A 23097-nucleotide genomic window follows, 5' to 3' on the forward strand; every position below is an offset into this window, starting at 1 on the left:
GCATTGTTAATAAACGAAACGTAGGCGAACAACGGCTGTGGAACCCGTAGGCTCCACAGACATTGCTACTTGAAGGCCTTACTGTTTCTTCTTAGGAGCGAGCACCATGATCATCTGGCGGCCTTCGATCTTCGTAGGGAAGGATTCGACTACTGCCAGTTCACTCAGATCGTCACGGACGCGGTTGAGCACTTCCATACCGATCTGTTGGTGGGCCATCTCACGACCGCGAAAACGCAGCGTGATCTTAGCCTTATCGCCATCTTCCAGAAAGCGTACCAGGCTGCGGAGTTTTACCTGGTAATCGCCATCGTCGGTGCCAGGACGGAATTTAATTTCCTTAACCTGGATAACTTTTTGCTTTTTCTTCTGTTCCTTAGAAGACTTACTCTTTTCATAAAGGAACTTGCCGTAGTCCATAATACGACAAACTGGCGGTTCGGCGTTAGGGCTGATTTCAACTAAATCTACTCCAGCTTCTTCAGCTTTTTCGATCGCTTCTCTCAGACTCACAATACCCAAAGCTTCGCCTTCCAGACCTGTTAAGCGAACTTCCAGGGCGCGAATCTCGCCATTGATACGATTCGGACGTGCCGTTTGAACTCGTTTTCCGCCTTTAATACCTTATTCCTCCAGTTGTTGAAGACTGCGGCTGCGAATCTCTTGTTGCAGCTTCTCAATCACTTCATTTACGTCCAGGCTGCCCAAGTCTTTGCCACGACGGGTGCGCACGGCAACTTTGCCTGCTTCTACCTCTTTGTCGCCACAGACCAACATGTAAGGGACACGACGTAAAGTGTGCTCGCGGATTTTAAAGCCAATCTTCTCATTTCTCAAGTCTGCTTTTACACGAATACCCGCATTTTGTAGTTTCTGCGTTAATTCGTTAACGTATTCAGACTGAGAATCGGTGATGTTCATGACCACAACCTGAACCGGCGCGAGCCAGGTCGGGAAGAAGCCAGCGAACTCTTCGGTCAGGATACCGATGAAACGTTCCATCGACCCAAGAATTGCACGGTGAATCATAACCGGAACCTGACGCTCGTTGTTTTCGCCAACGTAAGAGGCGCTTAAACGGGACGGCAGGGAGAAGTCCAGCTGTACAGTACCGCACTGCCATGCACGATCGAGGCAGTCATACAGGGTAAATTCAATTTTCGGACCGTAGAACGCGCCCTCACCCAGTTGGAACTCAAACGGGATGTTGTTTTCTTCCAGCGCAACGGCCAGGTCAGCTTCAGCACGGTCCCACATTTCATCGCTACCGATACGTTTTTCGGGGCGAGTGGACAGTTTGACGACGATTTTCTCGAAGCCAAAGGTGCTGTACATATCGTAGACCATACGAATGCACGCGTTAACTTCATCACGAATCTGCTCTTCAGTACAGAAGATATGTGCATCATCTTGAGTGAAGCCACGAACACGCATCAGGCCATGCAGCGCACCTGACGGTTCATTACGGTGGCAGCTACCAAACTCAGCCATACGCAGCGGCAGATCGCGATAGGATTTCAGACCCTGATTAAAGATCTGCACATGGCCTGGGCAGTTCATTGGCTTAATGCAGTATTCACGGTTCTCAGAAGAGGTGGTGAACATTGCATCTTTGTAGTTGTCCCAGTGACCTGTTTTTTCCCACAGCACACGGTCCATCATGAACGGACCTTTCACTTCCTGATACTGGTATTCTTTCAGTTTTGAGCGAACGAATACTTCCAGTTCACGGAAGATAGTCCAGCCATCGTTGTGCCAGAACACCATACCCGGTGCTTCTTCCTGCATATGATACAGGTCAAGCTGTTTACCGATTTTACGGTGATCGCGTTTGGCTGCTTCTTCCAGACGTTGCAGGTAGGCATTCAGGGCTTTTTTATCTGCCCATGCAGTACCATAAATACGCTGCAGCATCTTGTTATTGCTGTCGCCACGCCAGTATGCCCCTGCGGTCTTCATCAGTTTGAAGTGATGGCAGAAACGCATGTTCGGCACGTGCGGGCCACGGCACATATCGACATATTCTTCATGATGGTACAAGCCGGGCTTGTCATCATGGGCAATGTTTTCATCAAGAATGGAGACTTTATAGGTCTCGCCACGCTTCACGAAGGTTTCACGCGCTTCGTACCAGCTGACTTTCTTCTTAATGACATCGTAGTTTTTCTCAGCGAGCTCGTGCATCCGCTTCTCGAGCGCGTCGACGTCTTCCTGGGTTAACGTACGGTCAAGATCGATATCGTAGTAAAAACCGTTATCAACAACCGGTCCGATCGCCATTTTGGTGTGCGGCCAGAGTTGTTTGATCGCGTGCCCTAACAGGTGCGCACAGGAGTGACGAATGATCTCCAGACCTTCTTCATCCTTCGCGGTGATGATGGAGAGCTTCGCATCATGCTCAATCAGATCGGAAGCATCTACCAGCTCACCGTCAACACGGCCAGCAATAGTGGCTTTCGCCAGACCTGGACCGATGTCCAGCGCAACATCCATGGGGCTTACAGCGTGGTCGTAATGGCGTTGGCTGCCATCAGGAAGAGTAATAACAGGCATGTTATATCCTTATTTGCAGTGGTGACCCACACGTAAGATCACATACAAAGATTCAATATTTAAAATTATCAAAAAGGTGTGGGCTGATTCCCGCTTCACTCTGCGAAATATGTCACTGGTCGCCTTAAAGACCACACTGGACCTACACCCGCTTTTTGATAACACCGTTTAACAGTGTACACGGCATTACGGGTCGATCAAAGCAACAATCAACGTGCGCTCTATGATGTAAATCAATTCACTGACACCCAACCGTCTTTGTTACACTTGCACAAAGTCATCTAACCTGAGCAGGAAAAAAACAATGCCCACAAATCGCTTTGCGAAGAAACACTGGAAGATGGTTGTGATTCTGCTCGTTATTTGTGCGGCTATGTTGATGCTGCGCTGGGCTGCGATGATCTGGGGCTAAATGACGCTCACCCACTGTTCCGGTTTCGTTTATTTATCGATTAATCGAATTTGTCTGAAAATAGCGTGTTATGGCCAGGTAAAAAATAAAACGCAAATTAAATATTAAATAACCTTAACTTTAATAGATAAAAACCGGGCCAATTATTTGACCCGATTTGTCATTACATCCGGTAGCCGAGTGAAACAGTAGTACGACGATCGGTATGCTCCGGCGCTGTTGCCGGCGGTTCAGAGTTCCAGGTCACGTTGTAAGCCACCTTTAACCCAAAGTGTTCGTTGATGGCAACGTTGAGGGCGGTTTCAGAGTTGAGTGTGGTATCGTCAGCGCCGAATACCGACACACCCTGAGTAAACTTGGTGTTGTCCGTCATCTGCCATGCATAGGCCCCGGACGCATAGCCCAACGGCTGCGTTTCGGTGGTGCCATCCGTGTGCTCGTCATAGCGCACGCCAGGACCGAATTCGAAACGGAAGCTGTGCACAGGTCCGTTGAGGAACTGGCGACCATAACCCGCGGTCAGCACGTCACGCTCGCGGTAGCCGTTGTAGCGGTCGGTCAACCAGCTTGCCTGTCCAAAGAGATAGTCATAGTCGGTCATGTTGTAACGACTACGGCCACCTACGGCATATTTCTCCGATGAACGCTCATCATTTGAGGAGGTATTGCTGGCATTTCCCCACAGAGACCATGCGGTCGTTTGGCCGTACCAGGTCATGGTGGTATCTGCGGTTAAAGAAGAACTTTTCGTGTTGCCTGACTGCGCGAGATATCCCGCGTTCAGGTTACCTTCAAAGGGTTTTTTCGCGCTGGAAGGGTCATCCATGACAGTAAAAACGGAATCATCGGCTACAGCATGCATTGACGCAAGCAGGCCTCCCGTCAGCAGTAATGCTGCGGGCACTGTCTTCAAAAGCTTCATTTATTAAGAGTCCGTACAACAAAAAAAGAGACCATTACGGTCTCGGAAACTTTCATATGGATCAATGACAAAAGACCCCTGAAAGGTAACAAATTATAAAAAGACTCGAATAACATAGCAATAAATTCTTATTTCATTTTTTGAATAAGAGCGTTCCTAAACCTTTATTTTATTTATATATCTTTATGACGATAGTTTTAAATAAAGATATGAAAAATCATGTTGTTAATTACTTCACTTTCGGGAGGTTAAGTGCCAGACTGAGTTCAGCCTAACAGGAGGTAAAGATGGTACGTATCTATACGTTAACACTTGCGCCCTCTCTCGATAGCGCAACAATCACCCCGCAAATTTACCCGGAAGGTAAGCTTCGTTGTACCTCGCCGGTTTTTGAACCCGGCGGCGGCGGTATCAACGTCGCTCGCGCAATTGCCCATCTTGGCGGAACCGCAACGGCGATTTTCCCCGCGGGGGGAGCAACCGGAGAGCATCTTGTTGCATTGCTCACCGACGAAAATGTTCCCGTATCTACCGTCGAAGCCAAAGACTGGACCCGACAAAATCTTCATGTCCACGTGGAGTCCAGCGGTGAACAATATCGTTTTGTCATGCCAGGCGCTGCGCTGACCGATGACGAGTTCTACCAACTTCAGGATCAGGTGCTGGAAATTGAGTCTGGTGCGCTGCTGGTCATCAGCGGCAGTTTGCCGCCCGGCGTACAGCTTGAGAAGTTGACCCGGCTCATTACCACCGCACAAAAACAGGGGATCCGCTGTATTGTCGACAGCTCAGGCGAAGCACTGACGGCGGCGTTAGCCATCGGCAATATCGAACTGGTCAAACCCAACCTCAAAGAACTGAGTGCGCTGGTAAACCGCGAACTCACTCAACCCGATGATGTGCGCAAGGCCGCGCAGGAAATCGTACAGAGTGGGAAAGCGCACCGCGTTGTGGTCTCGCTTGGGCCGCAAGGGGCGCTGGGCGTAGATCGCGATACCTGCGTTCAGATGGTTCCGCCACCGGTGAAAAGTCAAAGTACCGTAGGTGCAGGCGACAGTATGGTCGGGGCCATGACGCTTAAACTGGCAGAGAACGCGCCTTTTGAGGATATTGTCCGTTACGGTGTCGCCGCGGGCAGTGCAGCAACGCTGAATCAGGGTACTCGCCTGTGCTCTTTGGACGACACGCAAAAAATATATTCGTATCTCGCTCAGTAATGACACCGTCCCTCTTTTGAAGAAAAAGGGGGATTCTCGCGTAAAACTGTCAGCATGGGTGTTATGCGACTATGATAAAAAATCACGTGATTACAAAGAAGTGAATCATGTGCAGTCAGGTGTCTCCACAACGGTGCGAGGTGAAGAAGAACGACAAACATTAAGTGCCTTTCCAGCGATGACGCGTCCGTGGTGTGCGTCAGTTCGTGTTTTTTAACCGCATTCTTGCGCTAACCTTATGATCTGGCAGACAACATGGGGAGAGACATCATGTGGCAGGCTATCAGTCGTCTTTTAAGCGAGCAATTAGGTGAAGGCGAAATCGAACTGCGTAATGAACTGCCCGGCGGAGAGATCCACGCCGCATGGCATTTACGCTATGCGGGGCGAGATTTTTTCGTCAAATGCGATGAAAGAGAGCTGTTAACCGGCTTTACGGCAGAAGCCGATCAGCTGGAGCTACTTTCCCGCAGTCAAACTGTATCGGTACCGAAAGTCTGGGCAGTAGGCGCAGACAGAGATTACAGCTTTCTGGTGATGGATTTCCTCCCTCCCCGTCCGCTTGATGCGCATAACGCATTTATCCTCGGTCAACAGCTTGCGCATTTGCACGAATGGAGCGACCAGCCTCAGTTTGGTCTCGACTTCGATAACGCGCTCTCTACCACGCCGCAGCCAAATACCTGGCAACGTCGCTGGTCAACCTTTTTCGCCGAGCAGCGTATAGGCTGGCAGCTGGAACTCGCCGCTGAAAAAGGCATAGCGTTTGGCAATATTGACGCTATCGTCGAACATGTCCAGCAACGTCTCTCTTCTCATCAGCCGCAGCCGTCTCTCCTGCACGGTGATTTGTGGTCCGGGAACTGCGCCCTCGGTCCTAACGGACCGTACATCTTTGACCCTGCCTGCTACTGGGGGGACAGAGAGTGTGATCTGGCAATGCTGCCGTTACATACCGATCAGCCGCCGCAAATTTATGACGGTTACCAGTCTGTCTCGCCACTGCCGCTGGACTTTCTCGACAGGCAGCCAATCTACCAGCTCTATACGCTGCTGAATCGGGCAATTCTGTTCGGGGGACAGCATTTGGTTGTGGCGCAGAAAGCGCTGGATAGATTACTGGCGGCTTAACGACGTACCGCGTTGCTTATCAGGCCTGCCGTTTCGCAACGTGGCAGGCCCGATAGAGCGGCACTTACAAAAAGCCCAGCAATGAGAAGAAGAAGTAGCCGATCACGATAACGATCACCGGCAGAATATAAAGCGGGAAAATTTGTAAGAAGATCGTATGGTGCGGTACCACAATTCGCGATTCAAGTTGCTCGCGGGATAACCCTTCACTCCCCTTTGCCTGTTCCAGAATTAGCTGATCCTCAACGCCTTCGCGCAAGAAACGCGCCTGGCGGCTCATTCTGGCGCCTGAGTCCTGCAACGCCAGGCCGATAAAAATCAGGATGAATATCAGCCAAAAAACGAGATTCAGTCCACTTTGAAAATCAGGCGTTGGTGAGTTATACCAGAACACGTTAAGAAAAGGTGTGTTCACCCGCATCATGTCGATCATCACATGGGCAAAATCGAGCATGACCGCGTTAATCCCTTCCTGCTTTTCGCTGTGCGCGTACATAAACTTCAGTACTGAAACCAGCGTTGAAATCAGCGCGGGAATGAAAACCACCCATCCCACCAGCCTTTTCAAGATGGCAATGCGTCCAGCTTGTTGATACGTCATGAGTTCCCCTTGATTAAGACGTGTCATTTTGGCCTAAGTTTACCCGTTGATTACCGTTTTCGCCTGATCTTTAAAGGCGGTATACTGCTGAATTAGCCATAATGAACGCTCAGAGTCCGTCCAGGCTGGCTCTAATCCCTTTTATCACCGTAAAGGAGAGGTTGTAATGTCAACCCCGCGTCAAATTCTTGCTGCAATTTTCGATATGGATGGGTTACTGGTCGATTCTGAACCGCTTTGGGATCAGGCTGAACTGGATGTGATAGCAAGTTTAGGCGTTGATATCTCCCGCCGCCATGAACTTCCCGATACCCTTGGCTTACGCATCGACATGGTGGTTGATTTGTGGTTTGCGCAGCAACCCTGGAACGGCCCCTCACGTCAGGAAGTCACCGAGCGCATCATTACCCGGGCCATTGCGTTGGTTGAAGAGACAAAACCGCTGCTGCCAGGCGTTCGTGAAGCTGTAGCACTGTGCAAATCTCAGGGAATCAAAGTAGGACTGGCATCCGCTTCTCCGCTGCATATGCTGGAAAAAGTGCTGACCATGTTTTATCTACGCGATGACTTCGACGCACTGGCTTCTGCAGAAAAACTGCCTTACAGCAAACCGCACCCACAGGTTTACCTCGATTGTGCGGCAAAACTGGGCATTGACCCGTTAAACTGCGTAGCACTGGAAGACTCAGTGAACGGCATGATCGCCTCGAAAGCTGCTCGTATGCGTTCCATCGTCGTACCAGCGCATGAGAATCAGGACGATCCTCGCTTCGTGCTTGCCGACGTCAAACTAACCTCGCTCACCGAACTTACTGCCGCACACCTGCGCGGCTAATCCTGTAACGGGCAATGATCGTATTGCCCGCTTTTTCATTTTTCATCCTTGCATTTTTTAAAACGCCGTTTCATTTTTAATTGTATTTCTGTTTAACCTCTCCTATCCTTGCCCTATAGCGCAAGCGTTAATGACATAAATAGTTGAGGTAAACATGATTCAGGAAGCTTTTCGTCTCGAAGGTAAAGTCGCCATCGTCACTGGATGTGACACCGGCCTCGGGCAGGGTATGGCAGTGGCGCTGGCTGAAGCGGGCTGCGATGTAGTCGGCGTGAATCGTAAAATACCGCATGAAACCTCAGAGAAAATTAACGCCCTCGGTCGACGCTTTATGGCCATTCAGGCCGACCTCAGTCAACAAGATGCTCTCACCAGCATCGTGACAAAAACGGTGTCGGCGTTTGGCCGGGTCGATATTCTGGTCAACAATGCAGGAACTATACGCCGTCAGGATGCGCTGGACTTCAGTGAAAAAGATTGGGATGACGTGATGAATCTGAATCTCAAATCCGTTTTCTTTCTGTCGCAGGCTGTGGCGCGTCAGTTTCTGGCTCAGGGCAATGGCGGAAAAATCATTAACATTGCATCGATGCTCTCTTTTCAGGGCGGTATCCGTGTACCTTCCTATACCGCATCAAAAAGCGGTGTTCTGGGCATCACCCGCCTGCTCGCCAATGAATGGGCGGCCAAGGGAATTAATGTCAACGCCATCGCGCCCGGCTATATGGCGACCAACAACACCCAGCAACTGCGCGCGGACAGCGAGCGCAATCAGGAGATTATCGATCGTATTCCCGCAGGACGCTGGGGCACGCCAAATGACCTGAAAGGCCCGGTCGTTTTCCTTGCAAGTCCCGCCTCTGACTATATTCATGGCTATACGCTGGCCGTGGATGGCGGTTGGTTGGCACGCTAAACCCGCACTTGTGACATAGGGTTACAACGTCACCTCTTCCGCCTACTGTATAAAACCCCTATACTGTATGAATTGACAGTTTATTGGGTTTTATCATGACGGCGGAAGGCCACCTTCTTTTTTCTATTGCCTGTGCGGTATTTGCCAAGAATGCCGAACTAACGCCCGTTCTTGCGCAGGGTGACTGGTGGCATATTGTTCCTTCAGCCATTTTAACGTGCCTGCTGCCGGATATCGATCATCCCAAATCTCTGCTGGGGCAGCGTCTGAAGTGGATATCAAAACCCATTGCCCGGGCATTTGGTCATCGCGGGTTTACACATAGCCTGCTGGCGGTTTTTGCCCTGCTGGCCACGTTCTACCTGAAAGTCCCGGATACCTGGATAATACCGGCCGATGCCTTACAAGGTATGGTACTCGGCTATCTTAGTCACATTCTGGCCGACATGCTGACCCCAGCAGGCGTTCCCCTGCTTTGGCCCTGCCGCTGGCGTTTTCGTCTGCCTATCCTCGTGCCGCAAAAAGGCAATCAACTGGAGCGGTTTCTGTGCATGGCACTGTTCGCATGGGCAATCTGGATGCCGCAAACCATACAAGAGAACAGCGCGGTACGCTGGTCTTCGCAGATGATTAATACGCTACAAATGCAGTTTAATCGTTTCATAACGCATCAGATTGACTAATAAATCAGCCAAAAAGTCATTTTAGGTATAAACAATTCCATTTGAATATAAGAGGCAAGTCACAGTTCTGCTAATCTTGCGCCAACAGAATCACCTTTAAACGGTGATACGTATAATAAGATCAGGAGAACGGGGATGAACTTTCCATTAATCGCGAACATTATCGTGTTCGTAGTGCTGCTGTTCGTGCTGGCGCAAGCCCGTCACAAACAGTGGAGTCTGGCCAAAAAAGTACTGGTCGGTCTGGTCATGGGTGTCGTGTTCGGCCTTGCCCTGCACACCATTTATGGCTCCGACAGCCAGGTTCTTAAAGATTCCGTACAGTGGTTCAACATTGTCGGCAACGGTTATGTCCAACTGCTGCAGATGATTGTTATGCCGCTGGTATTTGCGTCTATTCTCAGCGCCGTTGCACGTCTGCATAACGCCTCTCAGTTAGGTAAAATCAGCTTCCTGACCATCGGAACGCTGCTGTTTACCACGCTAATTGCCGCGCTGGTAGGGGTTCTGGTGACCAACCTGTTCGGCCTGACCGCCGAAGGTCTGGTGCAAGGTGGTGCCGAAACCGCACGTCTGAACGCGATTGAAACCAACTATGTTGGCAAAGTGGCTGACCTCAGCGTTCCGCAACTGGTGCTGTCGTTTATTCCGAAAAACCCGTTTGCCGATCTGACTGGCGCGAACCCGACGTCGATTATCAGCGTGGTTATCTTCGCCGCATTCCTCGGTGTAGCCGCACTGAAACTGCTGAAAGATGATGCACCAAAAGGCGAGCGCGTTCTGGTCGCTATCGATACCTTGCAAAGCTGGGTGATGAAACTGGTTCGTCTGGTGATGCAGTTGACGCCGTACGGTGTTCTGGCGCTGATGACCAAAGTGGTTGCAGGTTCCAACCTGCAGGACATCATCAAGCTGGGTAGCTTCGTCGTGGCCTCTTATCTCGGTCTGGGCATTATGTTCGTGGTTCACGGGATCCTGCTGGGTATTAACGGCGTTAGCCCGCTGAAATACTTCCGCAAGGTATGGCCAGTGCTGACTTTCGCCTTCACCAGCCGCTCCAGCGCAGCCTCAATTCCGCTGAACGTTGAAGCGCAGACCCGTCGTCTGGGCGTGCCTGAATCCATCGCCTCATTTGCCGCCTCGTTTGGTGCCACGATTGGTCAGAACGGTTGTGCGGGCCTGTACCCGGCAATGCTGGCAGTAATGGTTGCACCGACCGTCGGTATCAACCCACTGGACCCAATGTGGATTGCCACGCTGGTTGGTATCGTGACCGTGAGCTCCGCAGGGGTTGCCGGTGTGGGTGGCGGTGCAACATTTGCCGCGCTGATCGTCCTGCCCGCTATGGGTCTGCCGGTCACGCTGGTTGCGCTGCTGATCTCCGTTGAGCCGCTGATCGATATGGGTCGTACCGCGCTGAACGTAAGCGGTTCCATGACTGCCGGTACGCTGACCAGCCAATGGCTCAAGCAGACTGATAAAACGATTCTGGACAGCGACGATAACGCCGAACTGGCGCATCGCTAAGTCTGTCAGCTAAAAAAAAACAAAAAACCGCCGGAGTGTCATGCTCCGGCGGTTTTTTTATATCCATTAATCGCTTAGTTCATTTTCCTGGCGAACCTGATTAGCCCAGCGTTGCGCTGATTCCGGGACCGTAAATGCAGGCGAACGTTGAAACGCCTCCCCCATTAAGACAAAAGCGACATATTTTCCGCGCAGTATCCATACGTCACGAAACGCATCCATTTTAACCGCATGCTCTGGTGGCGCGGGCTCCACGCGGGGAACATAGCTGATAACCGGACGATTTTGTTGGCGAAGAGGTTTCATAATCAGTTGCTTCACTAAAGACAAATTCTAAAAATCAGAAAACCGCTATCTTAGCCGATTTTGCCGCCTTGCGTCCTGCCTTGCGTGCGCTGTTTGCCTGATTCATCGCGCTTTACGTCATCGGCCTGTACCTGCGCCGCTGAGTGAGTGGTCTATAGTTAAAGCTTTTGACAACAACAACGACCCTTTCAGCAATGAAACCAGGAGACGAGTTTAATGTCACAGAATGATAAGCATCCACTCCATCACTCAGCGCCGGTTCATGATGCCAGCGAATCCCAGCCAGGACTTGACTCACTGGCACCCACAGACGGTTCACATCGGTCAACACCTGAACCCACACCGCCAGGTATGCAGCCCACTACGTCCGGCAGTTTAAAAGCGCCAGATATCAAAAGTGACAAACTCAATGCACTGGACAGTTTTCGTAAAGGAAGCGAAGATTTTGCTCTGACAACTAATCAGGGTGTACGAATCGCAGACGATCAAAACTCTCTGCGCGCAGGTAATCGCGGGCCAACCCTGCTGGAAGACTTTATCCTGCGGGAAAAGATTACCCATTTTGATCATGAACGCATCCCGGAGCGGATTGTACATGCCCGAGGTTCTGCCGCTCATGGTTACTTTCAGTCCTATGCCAACCTGAGTGCGACGACGAAAGCGGACTTTCTAAGTGATGAAAATAAAATCACCCCGGTTTTTGTCCGATTCTCTACCGTTCAGGGCGGCGCAGGCTCTGCGGATACGGTCAGGGATATACGGGGATTTGCGACCAAGTTTTACACTGAAGAGGGCATTTTCGACCTGGTGGGAAACAATACTCCCATCTTCTTTATTCAGGATGCCCATAAATTCCCGGATTTCGTCCATGCGGTTAAACCGGAGCCGCATTGGGCTATCCCGCAGGGCCAAAGCGCCCATGACACCTTCTGGGATTATGTCTCATTACAGCCTGAAACGTTGCACAACGTCATATGGGCAATGTCCGATCGGGCTATTCCGCGCAGCTATCGCACGATGGAAGGCTTCGGTATTCACACATTTCGGTTGATTAATGCGCAAGGGAAAGCCACCTTTGTCCGTTTCCACTGGAAACCGCTGGCAGGCAAAGCCTCGCTGGTATGGGATGAAGCGCAAAAACTTACCGGTCGGGATCCTGACTTTCATCGCCGCGATCTGTGGGAAGCTATCGAAGCGGGCGATTATCCGGAATATGAACTGGGACTACAGCTGATTCCCGAAGAAGATGAATTTAAGTTCGATTTTGACCTGCTCGACCCGACCAAGCTGATCCCGGAAGAGCTGGTTCCGGTGCAACGCATCGGTAAAATGGTGCTGAACCGCAATCCTGATAATTTCTTCGCCGAAAATGAACAAGTCGCTTTTCATCCCGGACATATCGTCCCTGGCATTGATTTTACTAACGATCCCCTGCTGCAGGGTCGCTTGTTCTCCTATACCGATACCCAAATCAGTCGCCTGGGCGGGCCCAATTTCCATGAAATCCCGATTAATCGCCCGACCTGTCCGTACCATAATTTCCAGCGTGACGGCATGCATCGAATGGACATCGATACCAATCCAGCCAACTATGAACCGAATTCCATCAATGATAACTGGCCGCGTGAAACGCCGCCGGGGCCAAAACGCGGTGGATTTGAGTCGTATCAGGAACGGATTGAAGGAAACAAAATCCGCGAACGTAGCCCCTCTTTTGGCGAATACTATGCGCACCCTCGCCTGTTCTGGCTAAGTCAGACGCCAATTGAACAGCAGCATATTATCGGCGGATTCAGTTTCGAACTCAGTAAGGTTACGCGCCCCTATATTCGCGAAAGAGTGATCGAACAGTTAGCTCATATTGATACTGCCCTCGCCGAGGCGGTTGCCGATAAACTCGGTTTTAAGCTAACCAAGGAACAGGCCAGCATTGCGCCACCGCCCAACGTCAACGGTTTGAAAAATGCACCGTCACTCAGTTTATATGCAGGTGCGCAAGGTGAGATTAAGGGCCGCGTGGTCGCCATCCTACTTAATGACCAGGTGAAATCGAGCGACCTGCTCACCATCATGCAAGCCCTACAGGCCAAAGGCGTTCATGCCAAATTGCTCTATTCCCGAATGGGTAAGGTAGTTGCCGATGATGGATCTGCCCTGACGATCGCCGGTACTTTTGCGGGTTCGCCATCCCTGACGGTCGATGCGGTTATCGTTCCATGCGGTAATCTCGCGGACATCATTAAGAACGGTGATGCCCGATATTATTTACTCGAAGCGTATAAGCACTTAAAACCTATCGCCCTGGCCGGCGATGCTCGTCAGTTTAAAGCAACGTTGAATATCAAAAATGAAGGAGAAGAAGGTGTGGTGGAAGCGGACAGTGCAGACACACAGTTTATGGATACCCTGTTGACGCTGATGACCGCACACCGCGTCTGGTCACGTGCCGGAAAAATAGAAACGATTCCCGCCTAAAAAAATGCGGCGCATTAAGCGCCGCAAACTCAGGAATTACACGTTCAGAAAACTGCCAAGACGATAACCGCGCTCCGCAATTGCATATTTCAGTGACGAAGACGTCAGCACGTCGAGCTCAGTTAAGCGGGGGTAATAGTAGGCACTTTGACGAATAATGTCATCGATAAAGGCCGGATGACACATCACTTCCAGCGAAGACTCTCCCCGGTCGACTGACGCATCCAGCGTCTGTAAAAACAGAGCCTCGGAAATCGCTTCGCCGTAAAACTCGCTGCTGAATCCCTGGGAGGTACGTAACGTTTCCGGAAAATCAGACGCCTGAAACACGGTCTGACGATCGATACGCAATGCAATCCCCTTCTGGGCAGCAAACCCGGCTACGATAGGGAAAATTTGCGGGAACATATGCACATGGTGATGGCTATCCAGATGCGTCGGCTCCCGCCCGAACAGGTCAATAAAACGCTGATACTGCGCGGCCAGTTCCTGAGAAATTTCATCCAGCGGCAAAGTATCCTCCTCTGCCATCTGCCAGATCCATTTCCCCAGTAATCCGTCACGGGTAAGGCCCGGCATTGCCGTCAACGGCCTACCCAGCGTCAGAACAAAATGCATTCCGACGGCGAGTGCAGGTATGTCGCGACTCAGCTGTACCGCATGGTCAATCGCCGCACCGTTAACCAATGCCGTTGTCGAGGTGACAACGCCATTACGACAGGCTTCAACAATGCCGTAGTTTTGTCCTTTACTCAGGCCAAAATCATCCGCATTCACAATCAGTACGCGTTCCATAGCCGACCTCAGTTAGTGTTGTTCGCTTTTGAGTTTCTCAATGCACCCGGCGAAGTTTGGCAACCATTTTTCATGCGCCAGGATTAGCTCACGCGCCAGAATCTCGGCATCGCTGTCAGAATGAACCAGCGGACTCAGGTTTAACGCCAGCAGCACATCATTCAGCTCGCCGCTCAATGCCGCATTGCTCGCCGCAACCTCAAAGCCTTTAATGGTGTAGATAAGGCCAAGCACTTTCTCGTCAAAATGGGTAATACGTGGGTGCGGCGTAGCACCGTTACGTCCCAGCGTGCAGGTCATCTCAACCGCCCAGTCCGCAGGAATGTTATCAACGTGTCCATGATGTGGAATGTTGACGTAGTGCTCGGTCTGTTTGTCGTTGTAGATGGCGTTGATCACTTCACAGGCCGCATCGGAGTAATACGCGCCACCGCGCTGCTCCAGCTCTTTCGGCTTAACGTTTAACTCAGGATTTTTGTAGAGGTCAAACAATTGTTTTTCTACTTTTTGTACTACCTGGGCACGTGCGCCGCCCTTATAGTACTCGCCCATTTCGATCGCCAGCATCTCTTTTGGCTTGAAGTAGTACAGCAAATACGAGCACGGCAGCAGCTTCAGCGAACGAATCAACCCTTCGCTGAACGGCAGGTCGAAAATGTTCTTCACGGTGGAAGCTTTCAGTTGTCCAGAAGCCACGCCGTCCAGCAGTTCATCAAAGCGCGATGTACCGTTCACCAGCACGTCTTTAATAAAGACCATGTGGTTCAGACCGAACAGATCGATGGATAAGTCATCACTCTCTTTCAGCGCCAACACATCGCTAATAAACATTTTCATGCCGACAGGAATATTACACACACCGATGAATTTCTTGAAATTCGTGTGACGATAGACCGCTTCAGTCACCATCCCTGCCGGGTTAGTAAAGTTAATCACCCAGGCATTCGGGCACAGTTCTTCCACATCTTTAATAATATCAAAGATAACCGGAATGGTACGCAGACCTTTGAACAGCCCACCCGCACCGTTGGTTTCCTGTCCCAGATAACCGTGGCTCAGCGGAATGCGTTCATCCTTTTCACGGGCTTTCAGTTGCCCGACGCGCAGTTGGGTGGTAACGAAATCAGCATCTTTTAGTGCTTCACGGCGGTCCAGCGTTTTAAACAACTTCATCGGTACACCGGCTTTGTCGATCATGCGCTGGCAAAGGTCAAAAATAATGTCCAGCTTCTCTTTTCCACCGTCGACATCAACCAGCCACAACTCAGAAACTGGTAATTCATGATAACGCTTAATAAAGCCTTCAAGTAATTCAGGGGTGTAGCTGCTCCCGCCACCGATAGTGACGACTTTTAATTTCTGGCTCATACTTTCTCCCTTCAGTGTAAAAACACTGACGTGTATTATGCTCAACCCGTTTGTCAGGTATAGCGTGGCTGTCCCGACGCTATTTTGGGCAAGCTATAAAAAATGGGTTATTGGCAAATAATATCTACTGATTAAATTCAGTTAATTTCTTACGGTAGCTATTCGGTGTAAACGACGTCAGCTTTTTAAACGTTTTAATAAACAGGCTTGGACTACTGTAGCCAGACTCGTAAGCAATATCCGTTACAGAATAGTTCGTCATTTCCAGCTGTTTTTTAGCAAAGTTAATGCGGATTTCATTAATAATCTGCATCGGCGTTTTGCCGTAATAACGCTGGGTAGCGCGGGTCAGATACTCCTGGGATTTCGCGGACAGGTGTACCATATTTTCCAGCGCATTCTCGCTAAACTGCCGTTTGTCGTGCATGGTCTCGACGGTGGTTTTAAGCCACTGCGGAATATCATCCAGCACCTGCTCTTCGCGATGATGGCGTAACCGATTTATAATATAGAAGGTGACCACTTCTACAAATTCATCCAGCCCGCTCTCACGAAAGTTCAGTGATGCAATAACCGTTTCAATGTAGGTAAGAAACGAGTTATTTGCCCGGTAGACCTGCGATGCAACGAAACAAAATGGCAGCAGCGGGTGATAGTGCTGTTCAAAAAAACGTTTACTGATGCCGACGTTAAGGATCCTTGTCGCACCAAAATCATAAAAACTCTGGTGGTGCGATCCCAACGGGATAAAGACAAAGTCTCCACGTTCGAGCAGGACGCGTTTACCGTTGATTTCCTGATAATAGCGCCCGGTTAAAACCAGGGTAAATTCATAGTAGTCATGCTGATGCAGCCCGCTGATGCTCTCAGTTTTGTTATAGATGAACACATGGAAATTTTTGCCATTAAACAGCTGCTGTTCATAAACGGTTTTGATTTCCGGTGCGTTAATCTGTAGCTGCATTATGCACTCCTCGCTATTTCAGCTTTTCGTGAAGCTCAATCAGTTCAGTCACCAGCTCACGCGCCAGCATTGATGTCATCAGGTGGTCCTGTGCGTGGACCAGCACCAGGCTAACTTTCATTTTACCTTCGCCCTGATCGCCTTCAATCAATTTCGTTTGCACGAGGTGCGCTTCGTTCAGCGCCAGACGAGACTGGTCCATCATGGTCTTAGCTGACTCGAAATCACCCTGCTTGGCCATTTTGAGTGCGCCGTACGCCAGGCTACGCGCCTGACCGGAGTTGATGATGAGGCCCATCACCACTTCTTCAAGTTCTTCTGCTTCTGACTGCGTGTCGACGATGTTCTCGATATCCAACATACTTTTTTCCTCTGGTTCAGTCCGGCATGACCGTAAAGCCATGCCGGATTAAATTTAGAATTTTAATGCGTTAGCGATATCTTCTTCGCTTTCTTCTTGGTCAATAACGTTCTGCGCTTTGTTGGCTACCACCACGAACGGCAGGTAAACCAGCGTTGCGATACCGAGGTTGAACAGCGCGACCAGCAGAGCAGCGACGCTACCGTTGGTGTTAAAGAACGCGCCCAAACCGGTTGGCATAGTCCACGGTGCAATGTTGGTAATCGGTGGAATAATGCCTGAGTAGTAAGCTGCCAGCGTAATCGCCGCCAGAATCGGTTGCACCAGAATGAACGGGATAAACATCACCGGGTTCATGATGATCGGCAGACCGAACAGGATAGGTTCGTTAATCTGGAACAGACCTGATGGCAGTGCCAGCTTAGCAACCTGACGATAGTCAGGACGACGCGATGCCAGGAAGATAGCGATAATCAGACCCAGCGTTGCCCCACTACCCCCAAGGAAAATATAGGAGTCGAGCATCGGCTTCGCCCAGACGTGGAACGTCTTACCGGCTTCCAGCGCGGCATCTACGGAACCAAACTGTTGGTAGATAGAGATGTTTTCCAGCGCCCATGGCGTCATGATACCGCTGTCCAGCGCAGTCAGCGCCAGTGAACCGTGAATACCGAAGAACCACAGCAGCGGAACAAAAATCACGTAGGCCCAGCCCACCACGCTACCCAACGACGCCAGCGGAGTTGAAATGGAATCCATAATGATCTGGTGGAAGTTCGTACCCCAGGTGTTCAATGCCCAGGCGATGATCCCCATAATGGAGAGGATAAGGAAGCCAGGAATCAGCGCAGAGAAAGAGCGCGATACGGATGTCGGTACGCTATCAGGTAATTTAATGACCCAATTGCGACGAACCACAAAGGTGAACATTTCCGCGACCGCAAGGCCGATAATAATACCGGAAATAATATTGGCACCGCCGAGCCAGTTTGCGCCAACGGCATAGGCTTCACCCACGCTATAAGGCGTTACGGTCATAAACGCGGCGACGGATAACAACCCGGCTGCCAGTGAGTCGACTTTACGTTCTTCTGCCAGCGCCATGCCGATAAAGAACGGTGCCATCAATGACATGATACCCAACGTACCGTTATAGACGTTTCCACCAATGCCTTTCAAGCTATTCAAAGTTTCAATAGTTGAAGCATCAAGTCGAATGCCCATTGAATAAAAAAACGACCCCTCCCCAAAGCTCAGGAAAACGTTATTGATTAATACAAACATGGCCCCTGCGAGGGTTAACGGCATTAAACGAATAAAACCGTTCTTGATTGCATTAACGTGTGGCTGCTTTCCAATTTTTACAGCAAAAGGAAGGAGTACCTTTTCAAGTGAAGCAATAGCGTTACTCATAGAAAAATACCCTTAAATACCGCAATTAATAATTGCGGTGAATGTTAATGAAATAACTCTTTGACGGGAAAAATTAAAATAAAATAATTAATTTGCTGCGGCTTTTTTAATTGCTGCAACAGCAGCCTTAAGCACGCCTAAACCATCGACTTTGCCATACAGCAGCGAGTCAATCACTTCCACAGGCTTGTTGGGTAACAAACGCTGAATTTCGGGCAACATATAAGCAATTTGTGGACCTAATAACACGACATCGGCGACAGGACCTTTTTCTCCGGCCAGCGTTTCAGGAAATGCTTCAATAATAACCGGTACTTCGTATTTTTCGGCCTGAGCACGCATCTTCGAAACCAACAATGAAGTCGACATGCCCGCAGAACAAAACAGATAAATGTGTTTCTTTTCCATTAAAACGATCCTCATGTGCGATTATCTGTCAACCAGACACTCCGCAAGCCATAACCTGCATCCATGCTCTGGGTAACTTGCGTCAGCTAAATTACTTTTTTAGGTGGCTGAAATGAGTATACGGGATTGCACCGGTGGATGGTATTTCCTTGACCAACTAAATTGTCTCTCCTTGACCTGTCGTTATGACCCCCCTCACATTTCGGGCAAATAATTCGCGGCAATAAATAAGATCGTTCGGCACAAAAAAACCGGCACAATGGCCGGTTCTTCTGAATGCTCAGGCAATAAGCAGTTGTTACTTCTTCGCCGCCTGCGGGTCAGTGTCGTACTCTGCGCAGGTCTGGTAACCGGAGTTAATCACATGTCCGGTGTCGTCTAAAGCAACAAAATAGGTTTCAGCTTTACCATCTCGTTGACCCAGGATGTAGGTCTGGCATGTCCCTCGCGCATGAATCATGCTGACTTCAGAAGAAGGTTTACCGGCAATCTGCGCCACCTGCGCCCGGCTCATCCCTTTCTTCACATCTTTCACCACGGGCTGAACAAATTGGTCTTTAGTACGATCGTAGGCCGTACACCCTGCCAGCATAGTCAAAACAGCCGCTGCACTCAGAATTCCTGTTAGGTTCTTGTTCATATTCCGTCCTCTTGTATTTCAGCGTGTTATATAAGCCTGGAGCACAACAACACATTTTTCAAGCAATCAGATGATACTTAGGTCGTTTCGGAAAATTCTATTAAAACAAAATGATGTTAGATCAGGCCTGCATCCCTTGTCGTTTGGGTCCCAACGCGTTAGCTTTAACACATCATTTTTTTGATCATTTCATTTTTCGGAGGGGGTTAAATGACTCTGCAGCAAGAGATAATCCAGGCGCTTGGCGCAAAACCGCAAATTAATGCAGAAGAGGAAATTCGCCGCAGCGTGGATTTCTTGAAATCCTACCTGCAAACGTACCCTTTTCTGAAATCACTGGTATTAGGGATAAGCGGCGGACAGGACTCAACGCTCGCGGGAAAACTTTGCCAGATGGCTATTTCCGAGCTTCGCGAAGAAACGGGGAATGACGCGTTGCAGTTTATTGCCGTACGTCTGCCGTATGGCGTTCAGGCTGATGAACAGGACTGCCAGGATGCCATCGCCTTTATCCAACCTGACCGCGTGCTCACAGTAAATATTAAGGGTGCGGTACTGGCCAGTGAACAGGCCCTGCGTGAAGCGGGTATTGAACTGAGCGATTTTGTCCGTGGCAATGAAAAAGCCCGTGAACGTATGAAGGCCCAGTACAGTATCGCCGGAATGACCAGCGGTGTTGTCGTGGGTACCGATCATGCAGCAGAAGCCATCACCGGATTTTTCACCAAATACGGCGATGGCGGCACTGACATTAACCCTATTTTCCGTCTGAACAAGCGTCAGGGTAAGCAGCTGCTTGCCGCGCTGGGTTGCCCGGAGCATTTATATAAGAAAGCGCCAACCGCCGACCTCGAAGACGATCGCCCTTCTCTGCCGGATGAAGCCGCATTAGGCGTCACCTATGACAACATCGACGATTACCTGGAAGGAAAAACGCTGGCTGCCGACGTCGCGAAAAAAATTGAAGGCTGGTATCTGAAGACCGAGCACAAACGTCGCACACCGATTACGGTGTTTGATGACTTCTGGAAAAAAGCGTAATTCTTTTAGTCGCATATTGCCGGATAGCACTGGGATCACCGCTGTCCGGCCCCTCCTCCTGGCCTGATGCCGCTTTTTTAATCGGTTTCAAACTGCTACACTGGATGAATAACCAGCATCCGGAGTGAGAAGTGGTACGGCGTCAATCAGCCCCACGCCTGACATTTGAGGCAGCGGCAATCTATGAATATCCTGAACACCTGCGTCCATTTTTGAGTGCGCTTCCCACCGCACCAGGCGTCTATCTGTTTCACAGTGAAAGCGACACTATGCCGCTCTATATTGGTAAAAGCGTCAATATTCGCAGCCGCGTGCTGGCACACCTGCGTACCGCGGACGAAGCGGCAATGCTGCGTCAGGCCAAACGCATTAGCTGGATTTGTACGGCGGGAGAAATTGGTGCCCTGCTGCTGGAAGCGCGGTTGATCAAAGAACAACAGCCGTTGTTTAACAAACGACTGCGGCGCAATCGTCAGCTTTGCGCCTTGCAGCTTACCGACCGAACTGTTCAGGTTGTCTACGCACGAGATATTGACTTCTCCAATGCACCCAATCTGTTTGGCCTGTTTGCCAATCGTCGCGCAGCGCTACAAGCGTTGCAAAGCCTCGCCGATGAACAACAGCTGTGCTACGGCCTGTTGGGGCTGGAACCCCTGAGTCGCGGGCGCGCCTGTTTTCGCTCCGCGCTTAAACGCTGCGCCGGAGCGTGCTGCGGGAAAGAGAGTCATGAAGCGCATCATTTGCGTCTGTTAGCGGCGCTGGAAAGAGTGAGAGTGATTTGCTGGCCATGGAGCAATGCCATTGCACTGCAGGAAACCGGCGCTGAAATGACACAGTACCATATCATCAACAACTGGCTGTGGCTGGGAGCCGTTTCAACGCTGGATGAAGCGACTACCCTGGCGCGTATGCCAGCAGGCTTTGACCATGATGGCTACAAAATTCTCTGCCGGCCTGTTCTGTCTGGTCAATATGACATTATTGAACTGCATCCGGAGAATGCCCCGGCATCCAGTTAATCTCGCTGAACAGCAATTTTCCCTCGCGTTCCAGCAGTCGTAATGTGTGTTTGCCGTCATGCCAGCTCGCACCCTGGTCGGCCGTCAGCAGTTTATCGCCCAGTTGCCATGCACCACTGATAACAAACACCACGCCGCCGCGTGAACCAAAGGTCGTAAAGGTGCGATCGGCCACTCTGACTTTTGCCTGGCAAACATCTCGTCGGGTCATGATATTAAAATCCATCGACATCTGCCCTTCCGTCAGCTTTGCTTTTACCACCTTGTCGCCGGCAAAGGTAAAAGGTTGATGCTGTTTCAGGGTATGCGAAAAGATGTTCGTTTCTTCCAGGGTCACTTCTCCACCTTCCAGCAGAGTAATCACACGTTCTACGCCGGGAAAAAGAGAAAACTCACCGTTTGCTGCAATGGAGGCGATACTCGCCCGCCAGTGAAAATCTCGTGTTGCTGGCGGAAAACAGCAAATCTCACGCGTTTCTCCCGCACCATTTCGCCAGAGATTAACCGGCATTTTGCGGATATCAAAGTATTCCATCATCCCTCCAGAAAGGCGCAGCACGGCAGCCTGCCATAAACAGACAGCCATAAATCATCATTGTTATGTTCACCCTGCAGATTATTGTTATCGGCAGCAGAGGTGATTTGCCTTAGCGATGAACCTGGCATTTTGCAAAAAAGAATAACGCGCTGATCCAGGTAGAATTTTCGCGGGCTTCAGGAGAATAGCGTGTCGTGTGTCCGGTGCAATAGGCAGAAATGAAAAAACCGCCGATCCTGCCCACATCGTTATACGTGTTGTGGACAAGAGCGGCGGTCTTGAGTTTGGTTTCACACTGTGCGGCAATCAGCGCGACACCGTGTGAATGATTTAGTGTAGACGCTGATCGATTACTCGGCAGCTTCCGGCATTTTACCTTTCTGCGCTGCACGTTCTGTCAGACGCTTCTCAAAATTGGCATTAAACTGCTTTTTCTGTTCCGGGGTCAGAATGTTGTAAATCTTGTTCTGGGTTTCCATATGCGCCAGCATGTTGGCTTTGCGCTGTTCTTCCATCTTCGCAATCTGTGCTTCTGCTTTCGCTTTATCGAAGCTATCACTGGCGATGATGTCGTGCATTGCGCGGCGTTCTTCCAGTGGCGGACGTTTCATCTGATCGCGCTGGCCTTTCATGATTTCGCGGATCTGCTGTTTCTGCGCATCGGTCAGGTTCAGGTCTTTGAACATCATGTCGTGATGCGGGGCGAACTTGCCGTTGTGATGCATCATCGGTTTAGCATCCGCTGGTGCAGCGGTTGTAGTGTCAGCAGCATGAGCCAGGTTCGCAGCACCCAGCGCCAGAGTAGAGGCAACAAACAGAGCAGTCAGTTTACGCATAATTTCTATCCTTTCTTTCAGTTATTTTTACGACACTCATGCGACTCTTATGCAATGTGATGTCGTGTTGACGAGATTAACTTTACCGGCTTAAGCGTCAATTAATCAGAGCAACGGTAAAACAGTGAAAGTGTAA

General features: G+C 50.2%; 24 protein-coding genes. 10 read left to right on the forward strand and 14 right to left on the reverse strand.

From position 1 onward, the window contains the following. Nucleotides 1-78: 78 nt before the first annotated feature. Nucleotides 79-621, reverse strand: a complete 543-nt coding sequence (gene infC / locus IB222_RS13160) for a translation initiation factor IF-3 (protein ID WP_048997935.1) — start codon at nt 619-621, stop codon at nt 79-81. A 3-nt stretch (nt 622-624) separates the two neighbouring features. Then, nucleotides 625-2553: a threonine--tRNA ligase gene (gene thrS / locus IB222_RS13165; RefSeq protein ID WP_003832572.1), complete on the reverse strand. Its 1929-nt coding sequence runs from the start codon at nt 2551-2553 to the stop codon at nt 625-627. Between the two features lie 304 nt (nt 2554-2857). Here thrS and yniD point away from each other — a divergent pair, with 304 nt between their 5' ends. Further along, nucleotides 2858-2965, forward strand: coding sequence for a small membrane protein YniD (gene yniD / locus IB222_RS13170; RefSeq protein ID WP_003030590.1), 108 nt, complete (start codon nt 2858-2860; stop codon nt 2963-2965). Nucleotides 2966-3128: 163 nt separating this feature from the next. Here the strand turns inward: yniD and IB222_RS13175 are convergent, their stop codons facing one another. Next, nucleotides 3129-3887 (reverse strand): YdiY family protein, encoded by a 759-nt coding sequence (locus tag IB222_RS13175; protein ID WP_003832568.1) that lies wholly within the window; start codon nt 3885-3887, stop codon nt 3129-3131. A 287-nt stretch (nt 3888-4174) separates the two neighbouring features. Here IB222_RS13175 and pfkB point away from each other — a divergent pair, with 287 nt between their 5' ends. Further along, nucleotides 4175-5104, forward strand: a complete 930-nt coding sequence (pfkB, locus tag IB222_RS13180; protein WP_149384639.1) for a 6-phosphofructokinase II — start codon at nt 4175-4177, stop codon at nt 5102-5104. 270 nt (nt 5105-5374) lie between these two features. Beyond that, nucleotides 5375-6235, forward strand: coding sequence for a fructosamine kinase family protein (locus IB222_RS13185; RefSeq protein WP_003030598.1), 861 nt, complete (start codon nt 5375-5377; stop codon nt 6233-6235). 64 nt (nt 6236-6299) lie between these two features. Here IB222_RS13185 and IB222_RS13190 read toward each other — a convergent pair whose 3' ends face one another. Beyond that, a complete protein-coding gene (locus IB222_RS13190; RefSeq protein ID WP_008784573.1) occupies nt 6300-6836 on the reverse strand; it encodes a YniB family protein in 537 nt (178 codons plus the stop codon). A 166-nt stretch (nt 6837-7002) separates the two neighbouring features. Between IB222_RS13190 and hxpB the strand changes: the two genes are divergently transcribed. The 4 genes from hxpB to tcyP all read left to right on the forward strand — a co-directional run bounded on the left by hxpB (nt 7003) and on the right by tcyP (nt 10797). Continuing rightward, entirely contained in the window at nt 7003-7671 is a 669-nt protein-coding gene (hxpB, locus tag IB222_RS13195; protein WP_149384638.1) for a hexitol phosphatase HxpB, read from the forward strand. A gap of 154 nt (nt 7672-7825) precedes the next feature. Further along, nucleotides 7826-8587, forward strand: a complete 762-nt coding sequence (kduD, locus tag IB222_RS13200) for a 2-dehydro-3-deoxy-D-gluconate 5-dehydrogenase KduD (protein ID WP_148362064.1) — start codon at nt 7826-7828, stop codon at nt 8585-8587. Between the two features lie 83 nt (nt 8588-8670). Next, on the forward strand, nt 8671-9270 hold the full coding sequence (locus tag IB222_RS13205; protein ID WP_122973937.1) for a metal-dependent hydrolase: 600 nt from the start codon (nt 8671-8673) through the stop codon (nt 9268-9270). Nucleotides 9271-9405: 135 nt separating this feature from the next. Beyond that, complete coding sequence (gene tcyP, locus IB222_RS13210; protein WP_003832558.1) at nt 9406-10797, forward strand: cystine/sulfocysteine:cation symporter; 1392 nt, start codon at nt 9406-9408, stop codon at nt 10795-10797. A gap of 66 nt (nt 10798-10863) precedes the next feature. Here tcyP and cedA read toward each other — a convergent pair whose 3' ends face one another. Then, nucleotides 10864-11106 (reverse strand): cell division activator CedA, encoded by a 243-nt coding sequence (gene cedA, locus IB222_RS13215; RefSeq protein ID WP_131348455.1) that lies wholly within the window; start codon nt 11104-11106, stop codon nt 10864-10866. Between the two features lie 213 nt (nt 11107-11319). Here cedA and katE point away from each other — a divergent pair, with 213 nt between their 5' ends. Continuing rightward, nucleotides 11320-13578, forward strand: coding sequence for a catalase HPII (katE, locus tag IB222_RS13220; protein WP_149384637.1), 2259 nt, complete (start codon nt 11320-11322; stop codon nt 13576-13578). 36 nt (nt 13579-13614) lie between these two features. Here the strand turns inward: katE and chbG are convergent, their stop codons facing one another. The 7 genes from chbG to osmE all read right to left on the reverse strand — a co-directional run bounded on the left by chbG (nt 13615) and on the right by osmE (nt 19527). Then, a complete protein-coding gene (gene chbG, locus IB222_RS13225; RefSeq protein WP_149384636.1) occupies nt 13615-14373 on the reverse strand; it encodes a chitin disaccharide deacetylase in 759 nt (252 codons plus the stop codon). Nucleotides 14374-14385: 12 nt separating this feature from the next. After that, on the reverse strand, nt 14386-15741 hold the full coding sequence (locus IB222_RS13230) for a 6-phospho-beta-glucosidase (protein ID WP_032943151.1): 1356 nt from the start codon (nt 15739-15741) through the stop codon (nt 14386-14388). Nucleotides 15742-15865: 124 nt separating this feature from the next. Next, the gene (gene chbR / locus IB222_RS13235; RefSeq protein WP_149384635.1) at nt 15866-16708 is read right to left on the reverse strand and encodes a transcriptional regulator ChbR; all 843 of its coding nucleotides are present in this window, start codon (nt 16706-16708) and stop codon (nt 15866-15868) included. 10 nt (nt 16709-16718) lie between these two features. Next, a complete protein-coding gene (gene chbA / locus IB222_RS13240; protein ID WP_003832549.1) occupies nt 16719-17066 on the reverse strand; it encodes a PTS N,N'-diacetylchitobiose transporter subunit IIA in 348 nt (115 codons plus the stop codon). Between the two features lie 54 nt (nt 17067-17120). Continuing rightward, complete coding sequence (chbC, locus tag IB222_RS13245; protein ID WP_003030619.1) at nt 17121-18479, reverse strand: PTS N,N'-diacetylchitobiose transporter subunit IIC; 1359 nt, start codon at nt 18477-18479, stop codon at nt 17121-17123. Nucleotides 18480-18566: 87 nt separating this feature from the next. Next, nucleotides 18567-18887: a PTS N,N'-diacetylchitobiose transporter subunit IIB gene (gene chbB / locus IB222_RS13250; protein WP_003832547.1), complete on the reverse strand. Its 321-nt coding sequence runs from the start codon at nt 18885-18887 to the stop codon at nt 18567-18569. Between the two features lie 298 nt (nt 18888-19185). Next, a complete protein-coding gene (osmE, locus tag IB222_RS13255; RefSeq protein WP_003030621.1) occupies nt 19186-19527 on the reverse strand; it encodes an osmotically-inducible lipoprotein OsmE in 342 nt (113 codons plus the stop codon). Between the two features lie 210 nt (nt 19528-19737). Here osmE and nadE point away from each other — a divergent pair, with 210 nt between their 5' ends. Beyond that, the gene (nadE, locus tag IB222_RS13260; RefSeq protein ID WP_003832544.1) at nt 19738-20568 is read left to right on the forward strand and encodes an ammonia-dependent NAD(+) synthetase; all 831 of its coding nucleotides are present in this window, start codon (nt 19738-19740) and stop codon (nt 20566-20568) included. A gap of 131 nt (nt 20569-20699) precedes the next feature. After that, nucleotides 20700-21587 carry an excinuclease Cho gene (gene cho, locus IB222_RS13265; RefSeq protein ID WP_149384634.1) on the forward strand — a complete coding sequence of 296 codons (888 nt, stop codon included), beginning with the start codon at nt 20700-20702 and terminating at the stop codon, nt 21585-21587. Here the strand turns inward: cho and ves are convergent. Next, nucleotides 21547-22122 (reverse strand): environmental stress-induced protein Ves, encoded by a 576-nt coding sequence (ves, locus tag IB222_RS13270; protein ID WP_148362680.1) that lies wholly within the window; start codon nt 22120-22122, stop codon nt 21547-21549. The two genes, cho and ves, sit on opposite strands and share 41 nt — an antisense overlap. 353 nt (nt 22123-22475) lie before the next feature. Then, on the reverse strand, nt 22476-22961 hold the full coding sequence (spy, locus tag IB222_RS13275) for an ATP-independent periplasmic protein-refolding chaperone Spy (protein ID WP_003832537.1): 486 nt from the start codon (nt 22959-22961) through the stop codon (nt 22476-22478). Nucleotides 22962-23097: the final 136 nt, after the last annotated feature.

This window comes from Citrobacter sp. C13, assembly GCF_014596815.2.
In the GTDB taxonomy this organism is placed as follows: Bacteria; Pseudomonadota; Gammaproteobacteria; order Enterobacterales; family Enterobacteriaceae; genus Citrobacter; species Citrobacter portucalensis.

What these genes read in the sequence shown, in the direction of transcription:
- ves (WP_148362680.1), bottom strand. Translation starts at nt 22,122, where the DNA reads ATGGAATACTTTGATATCCGCAAAATGCCGGTTAATCTCTGGCGAAAT.
- pfkB (WP_149384639.1), top strand. Translation starts at nt 4,175, where the DNA reads ATGGTACGTATCTATACGTTAACACTTGCGCCCTCTCTCGATAGCGCA.
- spy (WP_003832537.1), bottom strand. Translation starts at nt 22,961, where the DNA reads ATGCGTAAACTGACTGCTCTGTTTGTTGCCTCTACTCTGGCGCTGGGT.
- chbB (WP_003832547.1), bottom strand. Translation starts at nt 18,887, where the DNA reads ATGGAAAAGAAACACATTTATCTGTTTTGTTCTGCGGGCATGTCGACT.
- chbC (WP_003030619.1), bottom strand. Translation starts at nt 18,479, where the DNA reads ATGAGTAACGCTATTGCTTCACTTGAAAAGGTACTCCTTCCTTTTGCT.
- tcyP (WP_003832558.1), top strand. Translation starts at nt 9,406, where the DNA reads ATGAACTTTCCATTAATCGCGAACATTATCGTGTTCGTAGTGCTGCTG.
- chbG (WP_149384636.1), bottom strand. Translation starts at nt 14,373, where the DNA reads ATGGAACGCGTACTGATTGTGAATGCGGATGATTTTGGCCTGAGTAAA.
- nadE (WP_003832544.1), top strand. Translation starts at nt 19,738, where the DNA reads ATGACTCTGCAGCAAGAGATAATCCAGGCGCTTGGCGCAAAACCGCAA.
- thrS (WP_003832572.1), bottom strand. Translation starts at nt 2,553, where the DNA reads ATGCCTGTTATTACTCTTCCTGATGGCAGCCAACGCCATTACGACCAC.
- katE (WP_149384637.1), top strand. Translation starts at nt 11,320, where the DNA reads ATGTCACAGAATGATAAGCATCCACTCCATCACTCAGCGCCGGTTCAT.
- IB222_RS13230 (WP_032943151.1), bottom strand. Translation starts at nt 15,741, where the DNA reads ATGAGCCAGAAATTAAAAGTCGTCACTATCGGTGGCGGGAGCAGCTAC.
- IB222_RS13185 (WP_003030598.1), top strand. Translation starts at nt 5,375, where the DNA reads ATGTGGCAGGCTATCAGTCGTCTTTTAAGCGAGCAATTAGGTGAAGGC.
- kduD (WP_148362064.1), top strand. Translation starts at nt 7,826, where the DNA reads ATGATTCAGGAAGCTTTTCGTCTCGAAGGTAAAGTCGCCATCGTCACT.
- chbA (WP_003832549.1), bottom strand. Translation starts at nt 17,066, where the DNA reads ATGTTGGATATCGAGAACATCGTCGACACGCAGTCAGAAGCAGAAGAA.
- hxpB (WP_149384638.1), top strand. Translation starts at nt 7,003, where the DNA reads ATGTCAACCCCGCGTCAAATTCTTGCTGCAATTTTCGATATGGATGGG.
- IB222_RS13175 (WP_003832568.1), bottom strand. Translation starts at nt 3,887, where the DNA reads ATGAAGCTTTTGAAGACAGTGCCCGCAGCATTACTGCTGACGGGAGGC.
- IB222_RS13190 (WP_008784573.1), bottom strand. Translation starts at nt 6,836, where the DNA reads ATGACGTATCAACAAGCTGGACGCATTGCCATCTTGAAAAGGCTGGTG.
- yniD (WP_003030590.1), top strand. Translation starts at nt 2,858, where the DNA reads ATGCCCACAAATCGCTTTGCGAAGAAACACTGGAAGATGGTTGTGATT.
- osmE (WP_003030621.1), bottom strand. Translation starts at nt 19,527, where the DNA reads ATGAACAAGAACCTAACAGGAATTCTGAGTGCAGCGGCTGTTTTGACT.